The sequence below is a fragment of the Sessilibacter sp. MAH3 genome, assembly GCF_054658275.1.
The window spans coordinates 1-18,061 of the sequence record NZ_BAAGIE010000031.1; the positions used below are offsets into that span (position 1 = coordinate 1).

Here is an 18,061-nt window from a genome sequence, read left to right on the forward strand (position 1 = left end):
AAAACCGTTGGTGTTCAGTGTTTGTTGTTTCATGATCAAACCGTTTTATTTGCAGACGAGATATTATGGCAGATCTCAGAGGTTAATCAGAGGTTCCTATAATAAATAGAACCGAAAGCGAGACTGCCAATAATAATCAGTAAACCCCGTAATCCAAGTGCCAACGAGTAGATATGCACTGATGTTATGCGTGAAGTACATAACAGCAAAGCAGATCATAAGGATTTATACGTACCTTCATGTGATTCTTAACGCCCGGTGCACGGGCGAGCAGGCAATGCGAGTCCAGCTCGGCTTGACGCGTTATTGTGCCGTCGCTTGCTATAAGGCGAGCTTTGCGGCGAGGACTGTGTTGTACGTTGAAACATATTGATTGATGTCTTCCATTTCACTACCAGAATACCACGATACAAAACATAGGTTATCTCCCGAACCATCTACTGCCTTGAACCGCCCGCTCGCCCGAATTTGCTTCGCTTGGGCCGTAGTGAGCCCAGGGAAGTTGAGCGTCAAACCGTATGTGGCCAGAAATTTGAACTCCCCTGAGGTATAGTCCTTTTCTACATCCACTTTAGCGTCTGATGTAAGAATCCGACTCAACTCAGCTAGCACCTCAGCGCCACAATAGTCCGCGAATGCATTGACTGAAAAAAATAGTGGCAGAACAGCAACGATAGACTTGAGCATTAGATCTCATTATGACGCTGCCAGCCCTACCGCAAAGCGATAGGGCGAACATGGCTGGCTTGTTAACCTAGAATAGATTTGTCTTGTTTATTTTAGTACCGCAATATAGGCAGCTTACGTGTCTAGGAGCAACGACTCTGTTGCAACTAGAGCACGTATTTGTAGGTGCTATTTTACCGTCTAGCTTGCCGTCTCTGAGATCAATTTCTTCTATCTTCTTTAGTAGCATCGCTTTTGAGAAACCGATTTCTTCAAAAAGCTCACTCATTGCCATACAGACTAAAGATAGGTGGTCTAATTTAGCTTCTAATTCGCTGATATTTATTTCGTTGGAGATAGTCCTTTGTTTAGCCTCCCCTGCTTTTGATAAAGCTTCAGTTCTCGTCTTTTCAATTCTGTATTGTTGGAATATGTCGAATAAATCCATAGTCTTTCCGATAAGGGTTAATGCCCAGCTAATCCGCCGGAACGGAGTTGATTGTTCTGTGCGAGCGTAGCGAAAAACCACAGAACGAGCAACGCAGTGGAGGTCAATTTGGGCTGCTTGTTAGGCAGACAAGATGCTCAGCGGTGGAACCCACATAACATTTGTGTGGAAAACCCCGCTCTTGGGCTGTCGTAGTGATTAGTGAGCATATTTCCTCTGCTATGTCGGCATCGGTGCCATACCGAACAGCTTCGCCATTTTCGTGAACTTCTGCCATTAGGTTAAACGCCTGTGACTGATCGAGCTCCAAATACTTCCTGAATGCGGCTGCAACGAAATTCATTGGCGTTTCGTCATCGTTGAGAATCTTTATTCCGTAGCCGTTACTTACAGTAAAGAAGCTGCCTCTTCTCTGAGGAAGTGCTTCTTCATCATTAAATGCTTTGGTGAGCCAGTTGGTGAGGTGCTTGAGAAACATCTTTATTGCCTAACGCTTTTTTAATAGGCCGCATTGCTGCGAAGTAGCGCTGTTTGCGGTCCAGCTCGAAGGGCGATTATTAACAAACTTGTATAGTTGATTATTCAGAGCAAACCGTATGAAATGGAAGGCCATCTTTATACGCATAGTATTCAACGCATTTCCTTCCATTCGAGGTGACTTCTCGCTTTCCTGAATCTAGGAACTCATAGACCTCACCGTAGGATACGATCCCATTTTGGTTTATATCCATTTCACTCCAAGAGTATTTATCATCGCAGATTAGCACTAAATATGGTGCAACCCCGATGATGAGCAACAGAGCGAATATCGAGATTATCGGTTTGATATTCATCATACTATTTATGAGCCATAACTCCTTGGTAAGGGGCAACCGAAACGCAGTGTAGGTTGTCCCGCGCAGACCGCGCTTTTTGTGGACGGAGTGTACTTGACCACCTTGTTATGGCTAAGGCCCATCGCCAGTTTGGTTGACTTCATATGATAATAAACTTAGTTCTTCATTGAACTTAAATACTAGAACTGCGCTAAATGTAACGAATATATAACTCTCAATATCTTTATCTAAGGCATAGCATTGAAGTTCTACCCTATGACAACCGTGTGATAATTTCTTTGAGTCTAGATAGGCTGCTACATCAGATTTTGATGTGCCAACTGGAGTATTCTTGCTTAATTCCTGTTCCCAATACGCCATTTTCTTATCAATGGATCCACAAGCGGAAATTAGCGATATTAAAATTACGATGGATAGTAACTTCATGATTTAGAGCCATAACGCCTAGGTAAGGGACAGAAAAAGCGAAGCTTTTGATGTCCCGTGGAGCCAGCTTTAGCTGGCGTAACGAACTTGACCTGCTTGTTATGCATCATATGCTACAAGCCAAGGAAATTTTTAACAGGCGCTTTTTGAAGAAATTTGTCACTCATATCCAGAGTATTCCGTTCACTGAAAGTTATGGGTGTTGTAGCGTTTAGATTATTCCTATCATCGTGCATTACATTTTCACCAGGCCCAGTAGATACCAGTTTGAAAGCTGTATAACCCCATTCATTGGACTCGACGTACCAACCTTCATGGCAACTCCATTTTACTGGAAACTCCCAGTCGGATACCTCATTTGATTGGAAATAGATAGAAATGCCTTTTAAATATGCTGTTCCATTGGCTTTTCTTTCAAGTCGAGTAATGTCTCTTTTTAATCCGTCAAATTTATTCTTAACAGTCACATCAGTAAACCAAACACCTATCAGTTCTGGGCAAATGGAATTTTCTTTGAATTTCTCTTTTTCAAATTCGTATTCAGCAAATGAAAGCGAAGAAAGTGAAAAAAGTAAAATAAGAAGAAATTTTCTCACGAGGTAACCTTTATGAATGTATAACGCCCCGCTAAACGGTTAGCGGTAGCGAGTCCGGTGGAGGCCACGCTTTTTGTGGCCGGAACGAATTTGAGCGGCTTGTTATAACGTTGCACTGATTCTATCTCTTATTACTTTCAGGAAGCCCGTGAAGTAATCTATTTCTGGCACGCCATCCGGATTATCTGGGAGCAAGAAATCTAGGAATGGTTTGGCGTTTGTACTGCCAAGAATTTTTACGACCTGGCTATTAATTTCTTCGACGGTGAACGGTTTCTTGGTTTTATCGCAACGATTATGGGCAATATACTTACTGCGAAATGAGTTTATACCTCGTTGCTCAAATTCCGCCTTAACCTGATTATTTAACTTTGCGAGATCTTGGCAATATTCGTTTAAAACCTGGCCATACTCCCTACAAAATTCTGTATATTTTGCACAATTTAGAAAAATTGACTGTAGGCATAGCCGATATATACCTTGCTTAAATAGCTCGTCACGGTTTGGGTATATACCGTTCTCATAGTCCTTTAGAACTTCAACTCCAATACATATGTCGGCGATGAACTCATTTAAGATATGTATTGCATCTTCTTTAATGCTCAAGGCTATCCCTCGTTATAACAGTTTAATAGATGTTTTAACGATGCTTTTTCCGAATTTACTGTCATGTTGACATCTATCTCAGGTGATTTTCTGCACGCTATCTTGAAAGCTCCTCTCCGTCAATTTTTTTGTAAAGTTGGCAGATAATTCATTTTAATTATTTGTGCAGTGTGTTTTGGTGAGTGATTGTTTTTTTTGAGTAATTTGTTTTTCTGTGATTTAGGCGGGTTATGTAGTTAAGCATAATTAATGGTAGTTATTGGTTTTACCAGAGTTTTTATTTTCAATTCAGAATTTTTGGAAATGCGATATAACGAAAGGTTTTACCGATTTTCAACCCATAATCGCTTTTCCGTGTACAAGTAGGCGGCCCGGTGAAGATGTACACGTCAAAATTCGATGATTTCTCCAACAATTCAACAGCTTTTAGGGCTCCGTTTTTTTGGGTCAAGGCTAGGAAAGAAGCCTTCTTAAAATTGAGGAAATGCAAGATCACAATTCTGCGCTACCGAATTTGCACACGCTTCTTTAAAACTACAAAGAACGTCATCCATGTCCATATAAATAATCATACATTTTCGCTAGTTGAGCGTAATGCTGCCATCTCTTGATGGTCTTGTTAGTGCTTTTAACTCTCATTCCAATTTGACCAAAGACTATGCAACCTAATTGGATTATTGGGAATACAACTATGGCTTTTTAGATACTCTTTAAGAAAGAGCCACTTTGAGTAAACACGCTGTAAATATACAAAGATAAACAATATTAAAGTCCACTTTATAGTAGGTATATATCCTTCTAAGACTCTCTCCCACGCATATTCGTTGCTGCCTGAGTTGTACAAAGAAGAGCCATATAAAACTACCAACAGAACAAAAATGAAAGGAAGCCCTCGTATCAAAATCAGTTTGGATATGGGCAGGATTTCTGTCGTTAGATAATATCCTATATAAATTTTCGAATTCTTCACCTAATCTAGCTCATAGGGTACTAACGCCCGGCACACCAGCCGATTGGAATGTAGCGTATGGAGGTCTAGACCAAAGGCCGATACAGGTGCCGCTTGTTATGAGTTTTACCACTCGTTTCTTTCTGGGTTAATATTTTTTGGAATTGAATTTATTACCTTGTCTACCTTGTCTACCATGTCGCAAACGCGTTTTTCAGGGGACATAAAACAACTATTAACTGCCAGGCCGAACAACGAAACCCACGAGCCCATTAAGAGTCCTGTTTGTAGGCCGAATAATTGAATGTCATACATTGTACACTCTGGGCTCATAAAGCCTCGCTAATTGGCAATCGAATATAGGAAGCTCTGATTAACTTAGAGCTTCCAGCGACACATGGATGTGTTGCCAATTTCAAGAACTATCAGTGATTGAAATTGCGAAGAAATTGGAAATGGCATTTTCAATTTCTATTCTCTGATTAAATCAGGGATAAGTTAATCAGAGGTTCCTATAGCTTAGGTTGTCCGCGGAGGCCACGCTTTTGTGCTGGAGTGTATTTGTTAAGCATTTTACGGTCCAGTGAGGCCAATACCAAATTTTGCATTTGTAACCACAAAAGACTCATGCACCAATGCAAGCTGCCAGCGTTGAGTAACCAAAGGTCCTGCAAAAATTGATTTGTCACAATAGAGATAATTATGTATCCCCTCTAAGCCTAAGAAAGGTCGATTTTCAGCCCAGTGACACTTAAATCCCTTGGCCTCTAACTTTGGCTTAGCTTCTCTTGCATCGGAACCAATCGGAGCAATGGACAATAATTCATCTCTCGCTACACTCTCATCATCGCTAAACGGCGATACACAAGCAGAAAGACTGATAGCGAGAGTAACGATGCTAAGTACTCGATTCAATTTGATTCCTAACAGTTTATGATATGTTTTTAACATAACCTATCTTCACCACTATCGTTGATTTTACTGCTTTAAATGCTGGTCAATAAACTAAAAATTTACCACAGTGTAACGTGTACTAAGAAGAACTAACTGGATTAATTTTAAAATAGCAAAACACAAAATATTGGTTACCGCACTAGTTATTTAACACTTTAGTTTGCTGAGGTTTCGGTCACTAAGAATGATAAACATCAGCGACAAAATAGGTATTAAATTTATCAAGAAGAATGCGTATAACACCGTCGTAAATTACTGCTTAAGGCGCAGCGTAAAGTGGTCAATTTGACGGCCTTGTTAAAGGCAGGTTTTTGACAGGAGAAGCATACCAAACAAAGACCTGTCCATAAGTGACCACCGATCGCACAAGCTTTCCGTTGATTAATTTTACTTTGTGCAATGGTGCCCATACCTGCTCTGACTTGGTTGTACCGCAATTCATTAGAAGGAGTTCATTCCCATCGTTTACTAACTCTGAGAGTGAAACATTGCACTCAAGATCGTATTGATCTCTGTAGTAGCCTGAAACCCCACTTTCAGTCTCTGTGATCTCGAAATACTTTGGATATTTAATCTCTCCAAAGTAAGTTTCCGGCATGTCAACCTTCGTTACTTGCCACATTCCTAAAAAGTCATTAGCAGATGCAATATTTGTCGGCAAACAAAATAACAATGTGGTACAGAGCTTATTCATGGTTTCCCTTTAACGCTGAGCTAAGCAGCAGTTTTTAAGTGGCGGTTTTGTGCGCAAAACGAGCAGCTCTGTGGAGGTCGATTTAGCTGCTCGCATGGTGTAAATAACACGATTTCCCATCACGTTAGGAAAGGCTTCTTGTTAGAATATTTGTAATAATTTACTCGTACCTATTCTTTTGTTCCATGCCTAATTGATATTGTAATTCAAGAAAATCATCCAATTTTGAAACTAAATTATCACACTCTAACTGGAGGCTGGCGTTTTTAGTTTTAAACATTTCATCATCAAGAAAAAAATGAGCTTCATTTTTTTCAGCAAACTTTGCTATCGCAAGCGCACTTTTTGTAACCTTCATTTTCGCTTCATTTATTTTCATTCGAAACTCGTGATTTTCAATTAATTTAGGGAGTACTACTGCCCCAAAAAATTTTCTCCTCGATTCATCAACGGTTTCACAAAGAGTGCTAACACTAGCACGGCTATACTGTGTCAGAATGCTTTGACTTTTTAGCTGCTTCTCTGCAAAGCTGATCGGCACGCTTTAGTAAAAATGGAATACGATTGCCGCCGAACATATTCATTATTCTATGCTTAGCTACTTCGATATCACTCGTTGAAGTGACATATAGTGGCTTTTCACTTTTCCCTCTAAGTATTTCGCACTCTGAGGCTATGCCTTTAAACCCTTTCTTTGCTACTCCAACGACTTCTATTCTTTTATCCAGAGCATCAAAAAGCCTTTTACCTAATCCTGGTATTTGCTTTCCATCGAGATAGACATACCCATCAACAACGATACAAGAAGGCGCTAACCTATGCTCATCCAATAGTCTCAAGATGCAGGGCAATTCGCGTTTGTAAAAATCTCCTGGAATGTATTCTTCAATTTCACGCAAAAAAGAGATGTACTCAGCTTTTGGTTCTTCAGAATTCCATTCATCGAATAATACTCCAGCCATAAACGCCGAATTATCATCGTATTGAACATCAACTGCTAGAATAGTCACCCTAAACCCTCATAGTACCAACTCCCATCCTCATTTTTCTTGAAATAGGCGCCCCATTCGGTATTTACAGTAGTCGCAAAATAATGCAGCTTTACTTCATCGAGTTTTATATCAATATAAGCAAGCTCTTCCTCATAGTTCTCTTTAGGGCTACAAGATCTATTTCGTGCTTCTATATCCATTTCAACAATCTGAGAAATGATAGTTTTGGCATTTTCCATAATTTTTTCGTCGATGCGTCCACCTTGTGCCTCTAGTATCACTTCAAATGACCTATCCTCTGGCCCAATTTCACAAAATCCATGCTCCGCTTGCTCGTGAAGGTATATTTCCACAATACCTCTGTGGCGCATTTGCTCAAGCTGAACCATCGTATAACCTCGGTCCCGCTCGGTAATCTCTGTTTTCTTACCCTTTTGAATGCGATATAAACCGGCCTTTTGATACGGAACGATTTTCAACTCTGTAGAATTGAAATCTTCCAAAAATAAGGAAGACGGATACTTGTCTAGGCTATATTTGTGCATAGTTTTTTTTTGATACAGCTAACGCTGTTGTAATGGGCCGAAGTTAAGCTGGCGAATTTTTGTGATATCCACCACAAAAACGCTAGAGAAATGTAGGGCCAATTGACATCCTTATTAAGCGCCATGGTCACGGATAAAGTTAGTGAGCGATTCGAAAATAACGGGTAATTTGCTCATTGGAATTCTTGCTATTCGGTTACTGTCCTCAGATCCATTAGCGGAAAGCTCTTGGGTGTGCTCAAATTCAGATAGCGCATCTTCAGTAGTTTTAGTCTTTGACCAAATTGTAAGTGTATACCTTCCCGCGGTACGGCCTCCAAGAGCCAAGTTATATTCACCTAACGAAAACTTGACTCCCTTTCCGTTTTTTGGTCGTTTTATATTTAATAGACAGCTCGTCAAGCTTTGGAATAACTTCTGTATATATTCTCTGAGAATTTTTCTGTTGAACCGCTTCTGCCGCGGCTGCCACGTCTGCTTCATCGGAAACACCTATTTCTCTAGCGTCAGGGTGATAGGCTTCTATAAAGTCCGTTACTGCTTCAACAAGTGTTTCATTGCCATCCCATAAATATTCACCATCTAGTAGGCGCGAGTTATCTAGAATTGTATGAAGCATGATTCGATCCTGCGCGCATCTATTTCTGTCCATGCTTTTACGATAGAAATCTTAACGGGACTTATAGTACCCAACAGCTCTTTTTCTCGTCTTTCCGGCAAGCCGGAAGTTATTCCAATTTTTTTGATAGGAGGAAAAGACATTTCGTTATCGTATTTTTGAAGCTTTTCAGAAAAAATTGGTTCCGCAATATATAAGGTATTTTGCATTTCGCTCTCGTATTTGTGTATCGCTTAACGCTCGCAACAGCGGAAAATTGGGAGCGCAGCGAGTAATTTTTCCGAAGCAGCGACTTGTTATGTGAACTACACCGCTGGCACGAAATGAAAGATACAATCATAAACAACAGCGCTTATATTTAATTCCACTTCCGCACGGACAAAGCTCGTTACGCCCAATTTTTTTTACGCTTTTTAGCCACTTTCCTGATGCGTTTAAAGTTTACTTTACCATCTTTAACTTCATGCTCTTTACTAATTTCAGGTAAGTCGCCTACTAATTTATCCATCTCAGCAGAATTCTCCCAAGGACTATCTAGGAAAATACTAAACCTGAATCTCCGCTTTAACGGACTAAAACACAGACCGACCCAAGTATTAGCTTTGCAGGTATATTTTCTCTTTTCACAATGAATAAGTAACTTCTTAGTAGCTGACTCCCAATTATCCTCATTACAATGAACTGTCAGCCCGGTTTTCTCTTCCAGAATGGGAAGGGTGCAATCATGATGCTTACCATCTTCATGGTACAAATCTATCATCTGTGTTAATGCATCATTAAATAGTTCAATTGCAGTCCCGCTTAATGATAAAAGGTGGAATCCTAATTTTAGCAGGCCATAGTCTGATGAATGCTCAATATCATCGAGTATCGTTCCAGAAAGCGTACCTTCATGAATAGTTAGAATTCCACTAGGTGTTCTGGGGGTTTCAACTCCCTCTCTCCTGGCCAGCATAGCAAGCTCAAGATCAACGGATATATCCTCTGCAAGCATCACTAAACTGGGCTTTTCTTCAAAAAACAAATTCTGCTTTAGGTAAGTTGCAAGGATGACCAACTCATGATTCGACATAATTGAATCCCCAAAATCAGTTCTCTTAAAAAGATAATCAAGAAAAAATAATGGTGATTCGAGCATTTCCGTAATTAAATCGATTAGAAAAACATCCATTACATACGGAGTTTTGATTGTTTCGGTAATTTTGTACTTCAAAAATTGTCGAGCTTGAGCGGCAAGGGCTGGATAGTAGTCAGAAACTATACAAACGGGAAATATCGCCTTGAAATTATTTTTGAAGAAAATATCATCCCCGCTCTCATTTTTGAATGAAAGCCCTTCTCTTTGGAGAAGTTCTGCACATAAGAGCGCTTGATCGTAGGCATCCTGAACCGCTTTTTTAAAGTCGTCTTTTAATTTTTGACTATTCCCTTTTCGGGCTTCGATGGTTAGTTTTTTTGACTTCGCCTGTATGAGAATAGCAATTCCGCCGAACGTAACAATAACGTCTATCTCACCAGCCCTATTCTTACCATCATAGATATCAACATTGGTATAGACACTTTCTTTACCAAAGACTTTTTCCAGACATTGAGCCGTGAAGTTTTCTGTATACGCACCTCTATTCTTGCTAGCCGTTGAGGAATAAGGCTTATCCTCGTTAAACCAAAAGAAAGGGCTCTCGTATAGTGCTTCCCATAAGCTGTACGCCTGAAAGCTAAGATACTCACTTTCATCTATTTTAATAATTGGATATGCGTTTCGGTGATTAAAGCTATCAACCGTATTAAATGTTTGCACCCCCTCATCTGGGGCTGCCGAAAAAGCGTTGATGACATTAATTACAACATTCTCTGAGAGCTGAGAGTATTGTGCCACTTCTTGTATTGTAAACTTAAAAATTGAAAGATAGCTTGGTAAATAGAGGCTTTCACTATCTTTAATTAGCTCATTGCTTTTTTCTATTTGAATACTTTCTATAGCGCTTATTACTCTTGATGCCTGCTCTATTAGAAATCCTTTATTCTTCTGAATCCAGAGATTGTCATCTTTATAACGAACTTCAGATAAATCACGGTACTGATGTTTAAACACTCCTTCACCACTATAAAAAATGGCTTCGCGCATAAAGGCACCAGCACCGAATATTTCATTTGGTGACATTTTATCCTTTAATCTTTTTTCAATATCGACAGGTAGATAGAAGGACGAATGCAACTCTTCAAGTAAATTCCAAGTTTGAGTGGAAATACTCATCAATTCGTCTTTAGACAATGACTTCTCACTGAAGCCATTTTTACACGCAAGTCCAATCAATGTTGACAGTTCAGTTCGTGATAGTTTACTTCGGTCGTGTTGTTGTGCCAAAGCTTCCGAATTTAGTTCGCCGTTTGTCGCATGTATGAAACAATCTTTCCAACAAAAGAATGCGATAACCTCATAAAACCCAGCATATGAGCAAATAGTTTCAAGCTGAGAGAAAATATCAACTTCTGATCTTATGTGACTATCGCTTTGATTGAACAACTTTCATTTCCTTTAATATAGATCATACACATAACGCCCGGCTCACCAGCGCCCAAACCGGAGAGGCTTTTGTGGTAAAGTGTAGCGCAGCGGAACCTACAAAAGCAGCGTAGGTTTGGGCGTCTGCGTAGAGCCGATTGTTATGTTTCTACAAGGCTCGTCTCAATTGCATAGCAAATGACTCCACTATATCAATGGTATTTTCTGCTACAGATTCATTGATATCTAGTTCTACGCCGTCCTTGTTTTTACCATTACGATGAACTATATCGTGCCTGGTCGCAGTAACTTGACATATCTTTTTGATATCAACCGCTATCTTCTTTTCTAAGACCCCACTGTAGATGTTGATCACTTTGGGAATATCGTGAAATAGATTTTCAGTCAGCTTTAACAGAACAAACTTCTTAATACCGTCTGGTTCAAGCGATATTTCTGAAAGTTTAAATTTACCGTCGCAAAATGGCTTAACATTCTTAATCGTATTCTTTAAAAAATGCACATTAGATACGATCAACGCCTTAATCATATCTTCCAAATAAACTTCCATGACTGTAACCGCGTGAGCATAAATCATTTTACAAAATGTAGTGCCATTCGAAATGCCGGGCTCTAATTTTAGGAGCGCTTTCAAATTAGCTATTTCTTTAGCGAATATTTTGTCCACATCACTTAAGGTCAAGTATAAGTAATAGTCGTACTCATCTTGCTCTCTTAATTCTCTAGCTAGCCTTTCTTGCTCATTGCAATAGTTATGAAAATCTTGAACTGCAGCATTCCACTCATCAGACCCTTCTTCACCAGCATCATCCCCATAATTTTCTTCGATCCATTCATACATGGCTTCATTCTCCATGTATTCCATCCATTCTGCCTTAACACCTCCCATATTATTACCTCGATCTTTGACTTATGGATAAACATAACGCTTTGCTTTGCGGCGCGCGTTAGCGCGTCCGGTGGAGTCCACATTTTGTGGCCGGAACGAATAAGAGCAACTTGTTAGAACAATTGCGAAAATGGCTATTTTGCAATGCTAAACGTGTACCACTAAACATTTAAGTTACCTTACTTTCCACTACCAAGTTTGCCAAATTAAGCCACAAAGAACGAAACTAATAAACCCTATGCGTGGCCACACAACTAACTGAAACAATGAAGAGCAAAACTGCCCAACGTAAATAAACCTTTTACTAAAAATTAGCTGCCACGATTTTGTAGTTGCTAATATTTTGCACTCTATTTTAAAGCCCCAAGAACGAAAACTTCCAGTTTACGCAACACCTAAAATTTACCACTGATAAAATCCAAGAATGGTTCTAACAGTTTAATAGATGTTCTAACGAAGCTTTTATCAGAATTTATCGTCATAATCACATCTATCTCAGGTAATTTTCTGAAAACTATCTTGAATGGCTTTCTTCGTCAATTTGTTTGTTAAGTTGGCGGGAAATTCATTTTTCTTATTTTATGCTGTGTATTTTGGTGAATAGCTGCTCTTAGTTGATTTGTTTTTCTGTGATTTAGGCGGGTTATGCAGTTAAGTATAATTGATGGTAGTTGTTGCTTGAAACCAAGATTTTTTATTTGTGGTTTTAATTCAGAGTTTTTTGAAAATTATTTTATTAATTTTCATTTTTATGAAAAGGTGCAATGATAATTTTCCTCTGATTAATTCATGACGGAGTTAATCAGAGGTTTTAAAAATTTTAGGTGAGTTTTATGATTTTAAAAAAAGTTTGTCGTCGAGTATTCTTAACGGAAAGCAGTCGCTTTCGCTTTTTATGATCATGCTTTTATCGGCTCTTATGCAGGTGCCTGCGTACATGCCTGCGGCGGTAAAGGTGCACACTTGGGTGTAGTAGTCGTCGATGTTTGGCAGTGAGAATAATTGTTGGTAAATGGTTGGTTGGTGTTTAAAGGCGCCTTTTGAGCTTTCCATTTTGGTATTTTCGCTGTCGTACATGATGATGTTTGAACCACAGCGACCAACAATGGGTTTTTCTACATAACCGGTTGCACTTAACTCGTCGTTAAGTTCAAACGATGAGTTTAATAAAAACGGATGGTTAGGAAATAGCGACCACAGTACAGGCAATATTGCTTTGTTGCTTGGTATTAAAGACCACATTGGTTCGAATACCATGATGTCTTTGTGCAGTAGTACATCGGAAAGCTGCGGTGAATAGCCCGGTTTGCAAAGTGGTTCATAGGTGCCATCGGTTTGGGTGGCTGTTTCGCATTCTTCACGAATTTGATCGAGTGCGGTTTCCCACGCCCAGGTTTTCCAAACCCAGTGCACTTGTTCGCCTTCTTCATCGATAATGGCGCCGTCATCCGACCATTTTAGGCGTTCAATTTTTTCGATAATTTTGCATTTTAAGCCAGCGGCTTCTATAGCAGCTTGCATAAAGTACGCGTGGTATTTTTCTTCGGGTTCGTCGTCACGTAAAATATGCACTGTATTTTTTGCATGGCTTTTTTTCCAAGCACGAACGAGGTCGGTAAATAATTCATTACCGCCGTCGGTGCCCTCGTCTACGCCAAAATGTTTTGACCATTTACCTTGTACTTTACCTGCCTCCATAAAGCACGATGCCGAATCGCAGTTGTATTCGTACACTTTTAGGCCTTCCGGTCGCAAGGCAAAATCAAATCGGCTGGTGATGAGTTGGTTTAGGCGGTTGTTCCATGATTGTCTTATTTTCGGAATAATGGCTTCTGGAAAATTAAAGTATTGCAATAGCCAGTCGTTTTCTAGCACGTAGTCGGTTGCGTGCATAAACATGCCGTGCAGTTCGTTGGTGGCTTTTTCTAAGCGTTCGAATGCTGTGCGCGAAATTGTAAAGTAACGTGATCGGTCTTCAGGGAGCGTTGCTAAATAATGGCCACCCATCATTTGTACAAAGGCTTCTTCATCTTTATTGGCGATGTTTAACCAGGTTTTTTTCTCGGTTTGGTAACCTTCGGCGTGACGATTTTGTATATTAAACAACGCTAAATCTTTGGTGTGCGTTGGGTTTGCATAGGTTGTATCGTCGGTTTGAATCATCCAACCCAGGATTTGAGCATTGCCAAACGAGCAAGTAATCCAGTATTCACCATCTTCGCTGATTTTTGCCGACAACTGGCGGGAGTAATTTCGGTTTTGTGGCCAGGTTTGATGATCTACGTTTTGTTCGGCGACTCTTATCCAGGTATCAGAAACCTCGGTAACAATGGCTACGTGTCCAGTGTCTTCAAACTCGCCGCCTTCTTGCCAGATTAATAAACAGCCGTATTCGGGATGTTTTTTATTACCATTTTCGAAGGCTTGTAATGGTAAAAGCACGTTGTTTTTTACGTCGCGTACGTTACGTAAATCAAAAATATCGTATGCCATGGCAACGTCATCAAAGATGTAGCCAAAATTCACGTACAACCATCGGCGTGCGAATTCTACACACTGCCATTTGTAGCCCATGTAGATGCCGTCGTGATAACTACGAAAGGATTTACGCGATGGGTAATCACTTTTTAATGCAGAATCATAATCAGACGAATGGGCGGGAACATTTCCGGGAGCGTGGCCCAAAACGACTCCGAACGGTTGTTTATTGTTTTTACTCATGAGGTATTTGCTCGGTATTATTTTGTCAATAATTATGCGATGGCGTAGTTATTCAGTCTAGTGGCTATCTTTTGACTATGAAACTCGGATTAAATCAAAAAAATAAGCCAGTAAAGATCTTTAACGACAAGCTGGATTGATGAGGTTTCTGTAGAAGAATCTACTTTCTTAATAATTTCAACAGTTTAAAAGAAGCTCTTAACTACAAGAGCTTCTTTCGAGGTTGTTTTTAATCACTAATTTTCACTGCGAACGAACTTCTCGTCGTCACTCAAAGGCTTTCTTAATTTGATCGGATTTTGGGCTTTTCGTAACCGAATGTTTAATACTTCTACGAATAATGAGAAACCCATTGCAAAATATAAGTAGTTTTTGGGGATATGAATCCCAAATCCATCGGCAATTAAAGCCATACCAATTAACATTAAAAAGCTTAAAGCCAACATTTTTAACGAAGGATGGTTATCAATTACCTGTGCAATGTACCCAGACATCAACATCATTATGGCAACTGCACAAATTACGGCTGCGATCATTACTTCTACGTGCTGAGCCATGCCTACCGCGGTGATGATTGAATCAATTGAAAATACCAGATCGATGATTAAAATCTGAATAACCCAAATTAACATGGTGTTTCCGTAAGTTTTTACCGTACTTTCGGTTTCTAAACTGCCGTGAATTTCACTTGTGCTTTTGGCCAGTAAAAATAAACCGCCGCCAATCAGGATTAAGTCTCGAAACGAGAAGCTTTGATCCAATATTTCAAAGACAGGATTTGTTAAGGTCATCAACGGAGCCAAAGCGCACAGCAATATGATGCGCATTATCATAGCCATTGATAGGCCGAGTAGACGAATTTTTCTTCTTAAATGTTTGGGTGCTTTACCAACCAGAATTGAGATGAAAATGATGTTATCAATACCAAGAACAATTTCTAAAATTGTTAGTGTTAAAAACGCAAAATATATTTCAGGATTTGACAATAATGCCATGACGGTTAGTTCCACTCACTAAATAAAGCATCCAGTTGTTCTTTGGTATTTTCCGAGTCATCAGCAAGTGTAAAAATATGGCCATCAAACAAATAGTTGATGGTGTATTTCTTAGTCGATATTTTTGTGCCGCTCGCATTAAAATTAAGTACTAAGTCTAGAATGCCATCGTCATTTAAATCAGCTTGCTGGGCTTTTGTGGGTTCAATGATGAATTCACCGTCTTGGGTGTATATCCAGTTTTGCAGGTCTCGCCATGAGGCTTCTTCAAGACCGAATCGAAAGGCCGCGTACTGACCAAAAACGTTGCCTTGCGATTGGTAAATCTCGTTGCAAACGAGCACGTCGCGCCCTTTTGAAGATTCAAACTTCAAGCATTCGTTAAGTCGATAACCGGGTTGGTAATAGCGTATCGACAGTTCTTCATCTAATTGTTCAAGCAGAATCATGCCGCCAAAATTATTACTGTGCGGTTCGCAGCCTTCGGTATCTACAACTATTTCGTCGGCCTCAGAGTTGCTGAATTTACCTAATACCATTTTTTGCAAAAGCATGGGTTCTGGGATGTCGGCGTCTGCGAATGTTGGGCAGATTGCGCAGGCATAAGCCCCTCTCACACGAATCACGGGTTGCTCGCCGCATATGGCGCTGGCCGTTTTTTCGTCGACTTTTTGTTCTACGTAGATTTTGGGATTTGAGTTTGCGGTTGGGTATATCAAGCTGCAAAGCGTTAAAAGCGACAATGAAGACATCGTCTTAAACATAAAAATTTTTTCAACCTATCAATAAATGTGTTTGCCGGCAGTTGTTAGCTGCTTTGGTTATTCACTAGGAATAACCATAAAATCGAAACTAAACGCGTTTTTTAAAGCTTTAAATCATCAACGCATGATGCGACACAATCCTCCGTGGAGTATTTGGAAACCGCTGGCTGTTGTTAAAACCTATATCATGAACATCTAACATAACCATGGCACAACAAAATGCGTGGTATTTTTTCGTGTAAGAATACGCTCGGTTTAAAGTTGAGCAAAGAAAACTCAGATTCTCTACACCGATTAAATACAGACGACTTTTTAGAGCGGTGCGAAAAGGTCGATAGCTACTGGAAACGCGTTGCATAGAGGGAGTGCGCTGAGCAGTAAACGTGCGAAACGTGAAAGATGTTAAATAGAATACGCGAAATGGAGCATTGTTTACTATCTAGTTTTCTATTTTTCTGCAAATAAATTTTTCTATGAAAGGATTTTTTACAAAGTTGCGGGTTATTAGAATACGGCACGGTTAACGTGCGATCAAAACTCTATCGTTGTGGTTGAGCTTTTCGGCTTTGCCTGTTTCATACTGCATAAACCGGCTGGCTAATTCATTTTGATCTTTTAGAGTCATCTGCTAAAAATGTGATTGTTAATTTCCCGACAGTTTTAGATCTAGATTTGTACCCAGTCCGGTAACGCATCCATGCGTTGATTGTATTGTTAGTGTTGTTTGCGACTAAAATCTATTTGCAGTTCTTGGGATTAGATTTAAAAACCTTCTAAAACGACCTTCCCAATTGAACTTGCCGATTCCATTATGCGGTGTGCCTCTAAAAGATTGGCTGCGTTAATCCTTCCTAAATGCTGGCCCACGGTTGTTTTAATTAGACCTTGATCAATTAAGCTTGCAACCTCGGTTAAGAGTTCGTGCTGTCTAATCATGTCCTCCGTTTTAAACATCGATCGAGTAAACATAAACTCCCAGTGAAGAGACAAACTTTTTTGTTTAAGTTTTTTTATGTCCAGTGCATTGGGATCATCAATTAAAGCCAGTTTACCCATTGGTTTTAGTACTTCTACGTACGCCTCTAGGTAACTGTCGGTATGGGTTAAACTCGCTACGTGAGTTACCGGGCCGATGTTAAGTGCTTTAATTTGCTCTGGCAGTGATTTGCTGTGATCAATAACATAGTCGGCGCCCAGATTTGTGACCCATTCCCGACTGGATGCGCGCGACGCGGTACCAATTACCGTAGCGCCGGAGAGTGTTTTGGCGAGTTGTACCAAAATAGAGCCGACACCACCTGATGCACCAACAACCAATAAGACTTCTTCCGATTTTAATCGGTTAGCGTGGGATTGTTTGTGTACCCCTAATCGTTCGAACAACAATTCCCAGGCAGTTATGGTGGTAAGCGGCATAGCGGCGGCCTCGGCATCGCTCAAACTTTTCGGTTTGTGGGCCGCTAGGCGCTCATCAACCAGTTGATACTCAGCATTACAACCCTGCCGAGTTAAATCGCCAGCGTAATAAACCATATCACCTACCTTAAACAAAGATACATCGTCACCCATAGCAATCACCTCACCCACGGCGTCCCATCCTAATATTTTGTATGAGTCTCCGGTGGCAGAAACATTCTGGCGAATTTTGTAATCGACGGGATTCACGGCAATTGCATGAACCTTGATCAACAGGTCTCTGCTGGTAGCGATAGGTTGTTCTAACGTTACATCAACCAACGCATTTGCACGGTTTAATGGGCCAGACACTTGGTAACCGATGGCTTTCATTGTTTGCTCCAGTAGTTGCTAATAAAACCAATGTGCGAATCTTAACGCT

General features: G+C 40.1%; 21 protein-coding genes. All 21 read right to left on the reverse strand.

Annotated features, from left to right (window positions below; translation table 11 throughout):
- Positions 1-321 precede the first annotated feature (321 nt).
- Entirely contained in the window at positions 322-687 is a 366-nt protein-coding gene (locus ACYQ2C_RS15700) for a hypothetical protein (protein ID WP_460104092.1), read from the reverse strand.
- A 67-nt stretch (positions 688-754) separates the two neighbouring features.
- The gene (locus ACYQ2C_RS15705) at positions 755-1,114 is read right to left on the reverse strand and encodes a hypothetical protein (protein WP_460104091.1); all 360 of its coding nucleotides are present in this window, start codon (positions 1,112-1,114) and stop codon (positions 755-757) included.
- A 103-nt stretch (positions 1,115-1,217) separates the two neighbouring features.
- On the reverse strand, positions 1,218-1,592 hold the full coding sequence (locus ACYQ2C_RS15710) for an ATP-dependent Clp protease adaptor ClpS (protein ID WP_460104089.1): 375 nt from the start codon (positions 1,590-1,592) through the stop codon (positions 1,218-1,220).
- A gap of 469 nt (positions 1,593-2,061) precedes the next feature.
- Positions 2,062-2,376 (reverse strand): hypothetical protein, encoded by a 315-nt coding sequence (locus ACYQ2C_RS15715; protein WP_460049279.1) that lies wholly within the window; start codon positions 2,374-2,376, stop codon positions 2,062-2,064.
- A gap of 113 nt (positions 2,377-2,489) precedes the next feature.
- Entirely contained in the window at positions 2,490-2,972 is a 483-nt protein-coding gene (locus ACYQ2C_RS15720; protein ID WP_460104087.1) for a hypothetical protein, read from the reverse strand.
- A 102-nt stretch (positions 2,973-3,074) separates the two neighbouring features.
- Complete coding sequence (locus tag ACYQ2C_RS15725) at positions 3,075-3,578, reverse strand: hypothetical protein (RefSeq protein WP_460104086.1); 504 nt, start codon at positions 3,576-3,578, stop codon at positions 3,075-3,077.
- Positions 3,579-4,653: 1,075 nt separating this feature from the next.
- Positions 4,654-4,842, reverse strand: a complete 189-nt coding sequence (locus ACYQ2C_RS15730; RefSeq protein WP_460115715.1) for a hypothetical protein — start codon at positions 4,840-4,842, stop codon at positions 4,654-4,656.
- 258 nt (positions 4,843-5,100) lie between these two features.
- Positions 5,101-5,478: a hypothetical protein gene (locus ACYQ2C_RS15735; RefSeq protein ID WP_460104085.1), complete on the reverse strand. Its 378-nt coding sequence runs from the start codon at positions 5,476-5,478 to the stop codon at positions 5,101-5,103.
- Positions 5,479-5,761: 283 nt separating this feature from the next.
- Positions 5,762-6,175 (reverse strand): hypothetical protein, encoded by a 414-nt coding sequence (locus ACYQ2C_RS15740; RefSeq protein WP_460104084.1) that lies wholly within the window; start codon positions 6,173-6,175, stop codon positions 5,762-5,764.
- 160 nt (positions 6,176-6,335) lie between these two features.
- Positions 6,336-6,554: a hypothetical protein gene (locus ACYQ2C_RS15745; protein WP_460104082.1), complete on the reverse strand. Its 219-nt coding sequence runs from the start codon at positions 6,552-6,554 to the stop codon at positions 6,336-6,338.
- 103 nt (positions 6,555-6,657) lie between these two features.
- The gene (locus ACYQ2C_RS15750) at positions 6,658-7,185 is read right to left on the reverse strand and encodes an endonuclease V (protein WP_460104081.1); all 528 of its coding nucleotides are present in this window, start codon (positions 7,183-7,185) and stop codon (positions 6,658-6,660) included.
- Complete coding sequence (locus ACYQ2C_RS15755; RefSeq protein WP_460104080.1) at positions 7,182-7,712, reverse strand: hypothetical protein; 531 nt, start codon at positions 7,710-7,712, stop codon at positions 7,182-7,184. Before ACYQ2C_RS15755 ends, ACYQ2C_RS15750 begins: the two co-directional genes overlap by 4 nt.
- A gap of 334 nt (positions 7,713-8,046) precedes the next feature.
- Positions 8,047-8,331 carry a hypothetical protein gene (locus ACYQ2C_RS15760; protein WP_460104079.1) on the reverse strand — a complete coding sequence of 95 codons (285 nt, stop codon included), beginning with the start codon at positions 8,329-8,331 and terminating at the stop codon, positions 8,047-8,049.
- On the reverse strand, positions 8,313-8,540 hold the full coding sequence (locus tag ACYQ2C_RS15765; protein WP_460104078.1) for a hypothetical protein: 228 nt from the start codon (positions 8,538-8,540) through the stop codon (positions 8,313-8,315). Before ACYQ2C_RS15765 ends, ACYQ2C_RS15760 begins: the two co-directional genes overlap by 19 nt.
- Positions 8,541-8,667: 127 nt before the next feature.
- Entirely contained in the window at positions 8,668-8,730 is a 63-nt protein-coding gene (locus tag ACYQ2C_RS15770) for an SEC-C metal-binding domain-containing protein (protein ID WP_460104094.1), read from the reverse strand.
- Positions 8,720-10,855 carry a nuclease-related domain-containing protein gene (locus ACYQ2C_RS15775; protein ID WP_460104077.1) on the reverse strand — a complete coding sequence of 712 codons (2,136 nt, stop codon included), beginning with the start codon at positions 10,853-10,855 and terminating at the stop codon, positions 8,720-8,722. The genes ACYQ2C_RS15770 and ACYQ2C_RS15775 overlap by 11 nt, the downstream gene beginning before the upstream one ends.
- Before the next feature lie 148 nt (positions 10,856-11,003).
- On the reverse strand, positions 11,004-11,744 hold the full coding sequence (locus tag ACYQ2C_RS15780) for a hypothetical protein (RefSeq protein WP_460104076.1): 741 nt from the start codon (positions 11,742-11,744) through the stop codon (positions 11,004-11,006).
- Positions 11,745-12,575: 831 nt separating this feature from the next.
- A complete protein-coding gene (gene gss / locus ACYQ2C_RS15785) occupies positions 12,576-14,465 on the reverse strand; it encodes a bifunctional glutathionylspermidine amidase/synthase (protein WP_460104075.1) in 1,890 nt (629 codons plus the stop codon).
- Between the two features lie 236 nt (positions 14,466-14,701).
- A complete protein-coding gene (locus ACYQ2C_RS15790; RefSeq protein ID WP_460049300.1) occupies positions 14,702-15,460 on the reverse strand; it encodes a TerC family protein in 759 nt (252 codons plus the stop codon).
- 5 nt (positions 15,461-15,465) lie between these two features.
- Positions 15,466-16,224, reverse strand: coding sequence for a hypothetical protein (locus ACYQ2C_RS15795; RefSeq protein ID WP_460104074.1), 759 nt, complete (start codon positions 16,222-16,224; stop codon positions 15,466-15,468).
- A 762-nt stretch (positions 16,225-16,986) separates the two neighbouring features.
- Positions 16,987-18,012 (reverse strand): zinc-binding alcohol dehydrogenase family protein, encoded by a 1,026-nt coding sequence (locus tag ACYQ2C_RS15800; protein WP_460104073.1) that lies wholly within the window; start codon positions 18,010-18,012, stop codon positions 16,987-16,989.
- Between the last annotated feature and the right edge of the window lie 49 nt (positions 18,013-18,061).